We start from the raw sequence: 8680 nt of genomic DNA, 5'->3' as shown, positions 1-8680 counted from the left end.
GAAAGTGTTTATAAAGGAGCCGAAATATGTAAAAAAAATGATATAGGGCTTGTCCTGGCTGCTGGGGGAGGTAGTGTAATTGATTGTGCCAAGGCCATAGCTGCTCAGGTAAAATATAATGGGGATGTGTGGCAGGATTTTTATGTAGACCATAATCTCAAAGAACTTCGTGATGCACTTCCTGTAGCCTCTATACTCACTCTCGCAGCCACAGGAAGTGAAATGAACGGGAATACTGTCATCTCCAAAATGGATACCAACGAGAAGCTTGGATTAGGTCATGAAAAACTGCGACCTGTATTCTCAATCCTTGACCCTACTTATACATTTACAGTAAACAAATTCCATACTGCAGCTGGAGCTGTGGATATAATGAGCCATGTTTTTGAGCAGTATTTTTCTCCGGATAAGAAGGGTTATCTTCAGAGCAGACTTATGGAGGGGATACTAAAAACCGTCGTACATTACGGCCCTGTGGCATTAAAGGATCCTACAAATTACGAGGCTAGGTCAAATCTTATGTGGGCAGGTTCTCTGGCACTGAACGGGATGCTCTCTTGCGGTAAAGAGTCCACAGACTGGGCCACACACGCTATGGAGCACGAACTTAGTGCCCAGTATGACATCACTCACGGGATGGGACTAGGGATACTTACGCCTTACTGGATGGATTATGTTCTTTCAGAGGAAAATGCCCACAGGTTTGTGGACTATGCCAAAAATGTATGGGGTATAGAGGGCGACTGTGAGATGAGTGTAGCCAGAAAGAGTATAGAAAAAACAAGAGAGTTTTTTACATCTTTGGGAACTCCAAAAAAATTGTCAGAGGTTGGTATAGATCATGATAAATTTGAAATAATGGCAGAAAGAGCAGTGAAAAACGGTCCTATAGGAACTATGCAGGCTCTTGAGAAGGAAGATGTAATGGCTATCTATGAGATGGCGTTGTAAAAATTTAAAAGGAAATATCTGTGATATGCCATATAAAATTTCAAAGAGTAAGGGGAGTGGGGGATTATGAAAAAAATATTTTTTTTATTGATTTTGCTTACTGCTATTTTGGGATGTTCAAACAGGGAGATGGTTATCAAAGATGAAATAAGCCCTATGTACTATAGTTTATCTGGTGATTTGGAAAATGGTGTCAGAACGATAGATGTGGAGGCTTATAAATTTGGCTTTAATCCGGATATTCTGGTTGTGAATTCTGGAGAAAAAATAAGAGTAAGGCTCACATCTTTAGACGTAGCACATGGATTCAAACTGGAAGGATTTGGAATAAATGAAAGAATAGAACCTGGAAAAGAGAGTATTGTAGAGTTTTATGCCACTGAGGCTGGAACCTATGAATTTAAGTGTTCTGTATTTTGTGGTTCAGGACACCTGAAAATGAGAGGATGGCTCATAGTAAAGTAAATGAAAAAGGGAGCCCGGCTCCCTTTTTATAATTCTTATCATAACCCGTTTTTAGACATATCTTCTAGCTTTTGGATACGCATTGCTGTGCTTGGGTGGGTGCTAAAAAGTGAAGCCAGCTTATTTGCGGACAAGGGATTCACGATGAACATATGTGATGTGGCAGGATTAGCTGACATGGGTATCCTTTTACTGGACATCTCGAGTTTTCTAAGGGCTCTGGCAAGGTATAGGGGGTTACCGCTGACCTTTGCTCCGTAGGCATCAGCCTTATACTCACGAGTCCTTGAAATAGCCATCTGTACAAGCATTGCTGCTATAGGGGCCAGGATCATTGTTGCTATAAGGGCAATAGGATTTTCATCTCTGTCATTATCTCTTCTTCCGAAGATAGCAGCCCATCTTGCCATATGAGCCAGGTATGTTATTGCCCCGGCCATAGAGGCTGCAATGGTACCGATAAGGATATCTCTGTTGTTTACATGACCTAATTCATGGGCTATTACCCCAGAAAGCTCGTCGTCATCAAGAATATCCAGAAGGCCCCTTGTCACTGCTACAGCAGCGTGTTTAGGATTTCTTCCTGTGGCAAAAGCATTTGGCTGAGACTGATTTATGATGTATACCTTTGGCATGGGAAGCTCAGCATTTCTTGCCAGTCTTCTCACTATTTGATATACCTTTGAATCTTCATTTACAGGCTGAGCCTTGTACATGGATAAGACCATCTTGTCACTAAACCAGTATGAGAAAAAGTTCATTCCGAATGAAAATAAAAGTGCTATAGTCATACCTCTTTGTCCGCCTAAAATGTTTCCAAAAAACATCAGTATAATAGTCATTACAAACATCAATAAAAATGTTTTTAAAGTCTTCAAGAAAACCACTCTCCTTATGTTATTATATAATATAGATATCATATTAGCACTTTAAAGTAAACCTTTTTCAAGTTTGACGGATAAATAAAAATAAAAGTTGCCATGCAGTATAACTTTGGCAAAAATTCAATATTAAAAACCTATTATTAAAGGAGGAGATATAGTGTGCAGATATTGTATGGAAAATACCGATAGTTTTTACGGGGATTTATTTAAGAAAATATTTAAAAAAATTGTATCTCTTTTTAAAAAATAAAAAAAAGGCAGGCTATATAAAAATATAGCGCCTTTTTTTATTTCATATCCTCTTCCAAGATCACTGTGAATTTTCTCATATCTTCCATGAGAACAGCCTCTGGGTTGCATCTCATTACCATTCCGTCCAGGTACATGAGGCTCTTTATGACAGGAAACATCTGGTCTCCGAAATTCATTCCAAAATTTATTCCCATTTTGATGGTTTCCATCATTCTTCTGGTAAGGCTTACCTCACTAACTGTAGCCATGGTAAAATCCTCATAGAGATTTAAAAACTCCTTTTCAAAGGCATCAAAGACAGGTGCCTTTAATCTTTCGAGAGACATTTCATGCAGATATTTTGCTGCATTTTTGTAGTCATAACGGCTGAGGTAATAAAAAAACCAGAATAAACCTTTTTTCAGCTTTAAAGAGATCTCAGAGAGGGATGCACAGTCTACAAGATAGATATTTCCGTCTTTCCCTAAAATAACATTTCCAGGATGTATATCTCCGTGAAAAACCCCAATTTTAAAGATATAAAAACTGTGAAGTCTGAAAAGTTCAAGAAGAGTTACATAACTGAGTTTTTTATTGCTCAAAAGAGAGTCGAAGGTTTCACCCTCTATAAATTCAGTGACCAAAACTTTCTCACTTGAGAGGTCTGGATACACCTTTGGAAATTTTAAGTTTGAGAGATTAAAATCATTTGAAAATTTATTTTTATATAATCTCAAAACCTCTATACCCCTGGCTTCATTCCTGAGATCCAGCTCATCTAATGTATAATTTCTTATATTCTCTATTATCCCGATGGGGTTAAATATTCTGTTAAATTTTGGCCAAAGATAGCCTATCTTTTTCATAGGCCTTTCTATCTTATCTATATCCTCTATAAATTCCTTCCTGAACTCTTTTTTTATTATTTTTACCGCCACCACTTCTCCTTGGAGTAAGACAGCTTTATGTACCTGTCCAACTGATGCTGAAGAAAATGGGTTCTCATCCCAGGATTTGAGATGCTTTAGTATTTCAGAGTCTCCAGACAAAAGTTGGGAAAGGCTCTTTTTTTCAGAGGGAAAACTGTGAGTATAAAGCTTGGAGAGATGATAACACATCTCCTCCTTTATAAAATCTACTCTGAGGGCGTAATGCTGAGCTATCTTTACAGCCAAAAGGCCCTTTTTTTCTATTTTTTCAAGGCTTGGAAGCTTAGATGAATAAAATGATTTTATAAGTCTTAAAAATGATATTCCGTTCATCTTTATTTCTCCTTTAAAATAATTTTTGATACGATTCTTCCAGACTCATATATAGTAGGGAGACCGCTTCCAGGGTGTGTCCCTCCTCCCACTATATAAAAGTTTTCATATCCCTCGAGCTTGTTGTGAGGTCTGAATACAAGCATCTGTGAAACCTGGTGACCAAGATTGAAGGTAGCACCTAGGTATACGTCCCTTTCTGTCTCCCAGTCTTTTGGGGTGATCACCTTTTCCACCTCTATACACTCTCTGATACCTTTAAAATTTCCTTTTTTCTCCAAAGCTTCCAGGACCTTATTTTTATAATCGGTCATTTCCTTTTCCCAGTCGATGTCAGATTTGTTGTTTGGTACAGGCACCAGGATATACAGGGCAGATTTACCTTGAGGTGCAAGGGTGGAATCAGTTACTGACGGGTTTTGTACATAAAAAGAAAAATCTTCTGAAAGTATTTTTCTTTTGGACATGTCCTCGACATTCCCCTTATAGTCCTCTGCAAAAATAATGTTGTGGTGGGGCAGATTATCATAAATTCTGTTGAGGCCCAGATAGATCATAAATGTAGAACAGGAATATTTTTTTTTGTAAAGTCTGGTATCTCTGTACTTATTTTTAAGTGATTCAGGAACCAGGCTCTTTAATCCCTGTGCAAAATCAGCATTCATTATTATATGATCTCCAAAGACCTCCCTGCCGTCTTCTAGTAGTACCCCTATAGCCTTATGACCATCAAAAAGGATCTCTTTTACAGGATCAGAAAATGATATTCTTCCGCCTTCTTCCTCTATAGCTTTCCCCATGGCATTGGAAAGTTTATTTAGCCCGCCCTCTACATGATATACACCAAACTTGTGCTCAAGATAGGATATTATGCTGAAAGTTCCAGGGGCTTCCCAGGGAGACATTCCTATATATTTTGCCTGGAATGTAAAGGAAAGCTTGAGTTCCTCGTCTGTAAAATAATCACTCAGGACATTATATATGGATTTATGTGCATCAAGATAAGGCAGACTTTTCATAAAATTAGGTTTTAAAAAATCAAGAAAACTGTCATAGGGAACCTGAAGACAGGGAAGGAGACTCTGAAATTTCTTCTCCTCCCTCTCGATATATTTTATATAATTTTCATATTCACCTGGAAAAACTCTCTGGATCTCTTCTCTCATTTTTTCATTATTTTCCATAGAGTAAGGATAAAACTCTTTTTTATCTGAGAATTTTAATCTGTACATGGGGTTTAGTTCCATGAGTTTTACATAATCTTTGAGATTTCTTCCGGTTTCGGTAAAGATTTCCTCTAGTATGTATTTCATTAGAAAAAAAGTAGGTCCTAAATCAAAAGAAAAGTCTCCTACTTTCAGAAGGGAATTCCTTCCCCCGATATGATCACGCTTTTCAAATATATTTACATCATACCCTTTAGATGCCAAAAGCATACCTGCAGCAAGGCCCCCGGGTCCGGCTCCTATAATAATAACTTTTTTCATAGTTTGATCCCCCCCTATACACTTATTTTATATAGAATCAGTGACATTCCTTTATGATAAAAATAAAAATTTAATTTCAAAATAAAAAAATCACAAACAGATTTTTTTTATATTTTTTTGTGCTATAATTAATAATGAGGTGATACTTAATGAAAAAAACAAATGCTATGCGTCTTTTAGACGCAAAAAAATATAAATATGAAATAGCAGAGTATCCTGTAGATGAAGATGATCTCAGTGCAGTATCAGCAGCTGCAAAAACAGGACAGGACATAAGACGGATTTTTAAGACCCTGGTTCTTATAGGGGATAAGACAGGTTACCTTGTAGCCTGTATTCCAGGAGAAAGAGAGCTGGATCTGAAAACACTGGCAAAGGTAAGTGGGAATAAAAAGGTAGAGATGATTCCTATGAAGGACCTGGAGAAAATAACGGGATATATAAGGGGAGGATGTTCCCCCCTTGGTATGAAGAAACTATATCCCACTTACATAGATGAAAGTTCAATGGAATTTCCCACGATACTCATAAGTGGAGGTAAAAGAGGGGTGCAGATAGAGCTAGAACCTGAAAAACTCGGTAAAATGCTCAATGCAGATGTTATATCAATATCTTTTGTATAGTTAAACAGGGGGCTTTTAATGATGAGTCTTGAATGTGAGAGACTTCATAGCTTAGTGGATAAGGTGCCAAAATGCCATATAAGGAATATTGATGATGTCCATATTCCAGGTGATGGTATATATTTTATAACAGAGGACGGGGAGTCCTATAAAGGTTTCGCAAGAATAGTCCGTATGGGCTTTAATAAGAAAAAGGGAAACCTTCCCAACAAAATCAAAGAAGTCTTGTGGGGACCTTCATCTTTTAGAAAAAATATGAGAAGGGCAGTACAGAAAAGATATAAAAATCTCAAAGGCTCTGAAGAGATAAATGCCTTTTTAGATGAGTATATGAAGCAAAACATGAAGATAGGATTTGTAAAAATCAGATCTTCCCGTGTGAGAAAAAGAATGGTGAGAAAATTTATAAAATACCTGGAATGTGCAGAATGCTATAAACCCTCTGCACACTGGCTGGGGAAAAGTTCATCTAAGTTATATATAAGAAAGAAAGGCTTTTGGCACCTTCAGAATTTTAAAAGATCAAAAAAACAGGACCCGGATGACATAGATTTGGAGTTTTTATTTGAAAAGATAAAAAAACTTGATAATTATCAGCAATAAAAGATATAATTATTCTGATAACTGTTATCTGGAGGATAAATTTTGGAATACATAAAAAGCAAAGAGAATAAACTCTATAAAACAATAAAAAAACTTAAGACAAGAAAATACAGAGAAAAAGAAAAGCTCTTCATTGCAGAGGGTCATAAGTTTCTAGATTTTGAAAAGATCCCGTGGGCTGTCCTTCTGAGAGATGGAGACGACAGATATATCGAAAAAGCACAAAGATTTAGCTGCCCGAAATATATCCTTTCTGAAGCACTCTTTAATGAGCTTAGTTCTCAGGAAAATTCACAGGGGGTAATTCTCGTATATCCCATGTGTGAGACCTCTATAGAAGCTATAGGGGATAATATAGTAGTCCTCGACAGAATACAGGATCCCGGAAACCTGGGAACTATAATAAGGGTAGCAGATGCAGCGGGATATAAAGATATAGTTCTCCTGAAGGGAAGCGTGGATGTATACAATGAAAAAACTGTGAGAAGCAGTATGGGCTCCCTCTTTAATATGAACTTCATATATATGGAAGAGGACGAGATTATAAAATTTATGAGTGAAAAAAGCTATAAATCCACTGTAACTGCCCTGAGAGAAGATGCAATATCCTATACAGAGATGACTCCCGGACCCAAAAATGCTATAATATTTGGAAATGAGGGTCAGGGCGTATCTGAAAAAATAATAGAAGCCAGTGACAGCAAGGTCATCATACCTATCTATGGATCAGCAGAATCTCTCAATGTAGCTGTGGCCTCAGGAATAGTTCTTTATAAGTTCAGAGAGCTTCTGATTTAGGGGGATTAATATGAAATTTAAGCATATGGATAAGAAAATTGTCTACAAAAATGACCACTTTGAGATATCACAGGAAAAGCTGAGACTCCCTGGTGGGAAAGAGGTGTGGTGGAGTTTTATAGAGGGTGTAGATGCAGTTGGGATATTAGCACTTACAGATAATAACAAGGTTATCCTGGTAAGGCAGTACAGACCTGCAGTGCAGGACTTTATCCTGGAAATACCTGCAGGTCTTATAGAGCCAGGTGAGGACCCTGAAGAGACAGCCTACAGAGAACTGGAAGAGGAAGCAGGATACAGGGCAGGAAGTATGGAAAAAATATATGAGTATTACTCCAGTCCGGGAATATCAAAATCTAAAACTCATATATTTCTGGCAAGATCTCTGGTAAAGACAAAACAGTCTCTAGATGAAGATGAGTTTCTGGAAATAATAGAAGCCTCTCTGGATGAACTAGACGGTCTGAACCTGGTAGACGGGAAATCCATACTCGCCATGAAACACCTTGAAATATTAGGGACACCTTCTCTTAAATAAAAAAACTAGAGAGAGATAAAATTATCATTAATTCAGAATATTATATGAGAAAATTAAGAGGTATTTATAAATGATGAAAATTAATTACCAAAAAATATTGGAAGAAGTATTGGAAGGTATAAAACATTCTGGAAAAACTCCCAAACTTCTGCTCCATTCATGCTGTGCCCCTTGCAGCTCTTATGTACTGGAATATCTGAGCAATTATTTTGAGATTACCATAAATTTTTATAATCCCAATATAACTTTCAAGGAAGAATACAGCAAAAGACTGGAGGAACAAAAGGCCTTTAACAGGGATATGAAGGTAAAAAATGAGATCAAGCTTATAGAGGGAAGATACGATGTAGGAGATTTCTTAAAATATGTAGAGGGACTAGAGGATTGCAAAGAAGGGGGAGAGCGGTGTTTCAGGTGCTATCGTCTGAGGCTTGAAGATACTGCCAAAAAAGCCAAAGAGATGGGATTTGAATATTTTTCCACTGTGCTTTCAATAAGCCCGTTGAAAAATGCTCAGAAGATAAATGAGATAGGGAAAGAGCTTGAAGAAAAATACGGTGTAAAATTCCTCACAGGAGATTTCAAAAAGAAAAACGGGTATAAGAGATCTGTGGAGCTCTCTAGAGATCATGATCTTTACAGACAGGACTACTGCGGCTGTGTATTTTCAAAAGTTGAAAGAGAAACAAAGCAATAAATAATAGATGTAAAGAGGGTCTGAAAGACCCTCTTTTTTTAACTCTTAAATTCCCTAATATAGTCTTCCCCCCAGATTTCCAGCTGGTGAATTATTTCAAAAAGCTTATAACCTGTTTCAGTAAGCTCATATTCGACCCTT

11 protein-coding genes are annotated in these 8680 nt (G+C 37.2%); 7 read left to right on the top strand and 4 right to left on the bottom strand.

What is annotated here, in order from left to right:
* Both ABZA26_RS03285 and ABZA26_RS03280 read left to right on the top strand, forming a co-directional pair.
* A partial coding sequence (locus ABZA26_RS03285) for an iron-containing alcohol dehydrogenase (protein ID WP_372713091.1) occupies window positions 1–951 on the top strand: 951 nt, incomplete at its 5' end.
* 66 nt (window positions 952–1017) lie between these two features.
* Complete coding sequence (locus ABZA26_RS03280; protein ID WP_372713090.1) at window positions 1018–1416, top strand: cupredoxin domain-containing protein; 399 nt, start codon at window positions 1018–1020, stop codon at window positions 1414–1416.
* Window positions 1417–1454: 38 nt separating this feature from the next.
* Here ABZA26_RS03280 and htpX read toward each other — a convergent pair whose 3' ends face one another.
* The 3 genes from htpX to ABZA26_RS03265 all read right to left on the bottom strand — a co-directional run bounded on the left by htpX (window position 1455) and on the right by ABZA26_RS03265 (window position 5280).
* Window positions 1455–2294, bottom strand: a complete 840-nt coding sequence (gene htpX, locus ABZA26_RS03275) for a zinc metalloprotease HtpX (RefSeq protein WP_372713089.1) — start codon at window positions 2292–2294, stop codon at window positions 1455–1457.
* A gap of 293 nt (window positions 2295–2587) precedes the next feature.
* Window positions 2588–3793, bottom strand: a complete 1206-nt coding sequence (locus ABZA26_RS03270) for an AarF/UbiB family protein (protein ID WP_372713088.1) — start codon at window positions 3791–3793, stop codon at window positions 2588–2590.
* Between the two features lie 2 nt (window positions 3794–3795).
* The gene (locus ABZA26_RS03265) at window positions 3796–5280 is read right to left on the bottom strand and encodes a phytoene desaturase family protein (protein WP_372713087.1); all 1485 of its coding nucleotides are present in this window, start codon (window positions 5278–5280) and stop codon (window positions 3796–3798) included.
* A 149-nt stretch (window positions 5281–5429) separates the two neighbouring features.
* On the opposite strand from ABZA26_RS03265, the gene ybaK reads away from it, so the two are divergent.
* From ybaK to ABZA26_RS03240, 5 genes are all read left to right on the top strand, one after another.
* Window positions 5430–5903 (top strand): Cys-tRNA(Pro) deacylase, encoded by a 474-nt coding sequence (gene ybaK, locus ABZA26_RS03260; protein WP_372713086.1) that lies wholly within the window; start codon window positions 5430–5432, stop codon window positions 5901–5903.
* A 21-nt stretch (window positions 5904–5924) separates the two neighbouring features.
* Window positions 5925–6506: a hypothetical protein gene (locus ABZA26_RS03255; protein WP_372713085.1), complete on the top strand. Its 582-nt coding sequence runs from the start codon at window positions 5925–5927 to the stop codon at window positions 6504–6506.
* 42 nt (window positions 6507–6548) lie between these two features.
* A complete protein-coding gene (locus tag ABZA26_RS03250) occupies window positions 6549–7304 on the top strand; it encodes a TrmH family RNA methyltransferase (protein WP_372713084.1) in 756 nt (251 codons plus the stop codon).
* A gap of 10 nt (window positions 7305–7314) precedes the next feature.
* Window positions 7315–7842, top strand: coding sequence for an NUDIX hydrolase (locus ABZA26_RS03245; protein ID WP_372713083.1), 528 nt, complete (start codon window positions 7315–7317; stop codon window positions 7840–7842).
* Between the two features lie 73 nt (window positions 7843–7915).
* Window positions 7916–8539 carry an epoxyqueuosine reductase QueH gene (locus tag ABZA26_RS03240; protein WP_372713093.1) on the top strand — a complete coding sequence of 208 codons (624 nt, stop codon included), beginning with the start codon at window positions 7916–7918 and terminating at the stop codon, window positions 8537–8539.
* A 38-nt stretch (window positions 8540–8577) separates the two neighbouring features.
* Here the strand turns inward: ABZA26_RS03240 and ABZA26_RS03235 are convergent.
* On the bottom strand, window positions 8578–8680 hold a 103-nt coding region (locus ABZA26_RS03235; protein ID WP_372713092.1), incomplete at its 5' end, for a winged helix-turn-helix transcriptional regulator.

The organism is Ilyobacter sp. (genome assembly GCF_041583315.1).
GTDB lineage: Bacteria > Fusobacteriota > Fusobacteriia > Fusobacteriales > Fusobacteriaceae > Ilyobacter.
This window is presented reverse-complemented; position numbering and strand designations above follow the sequence as displayed.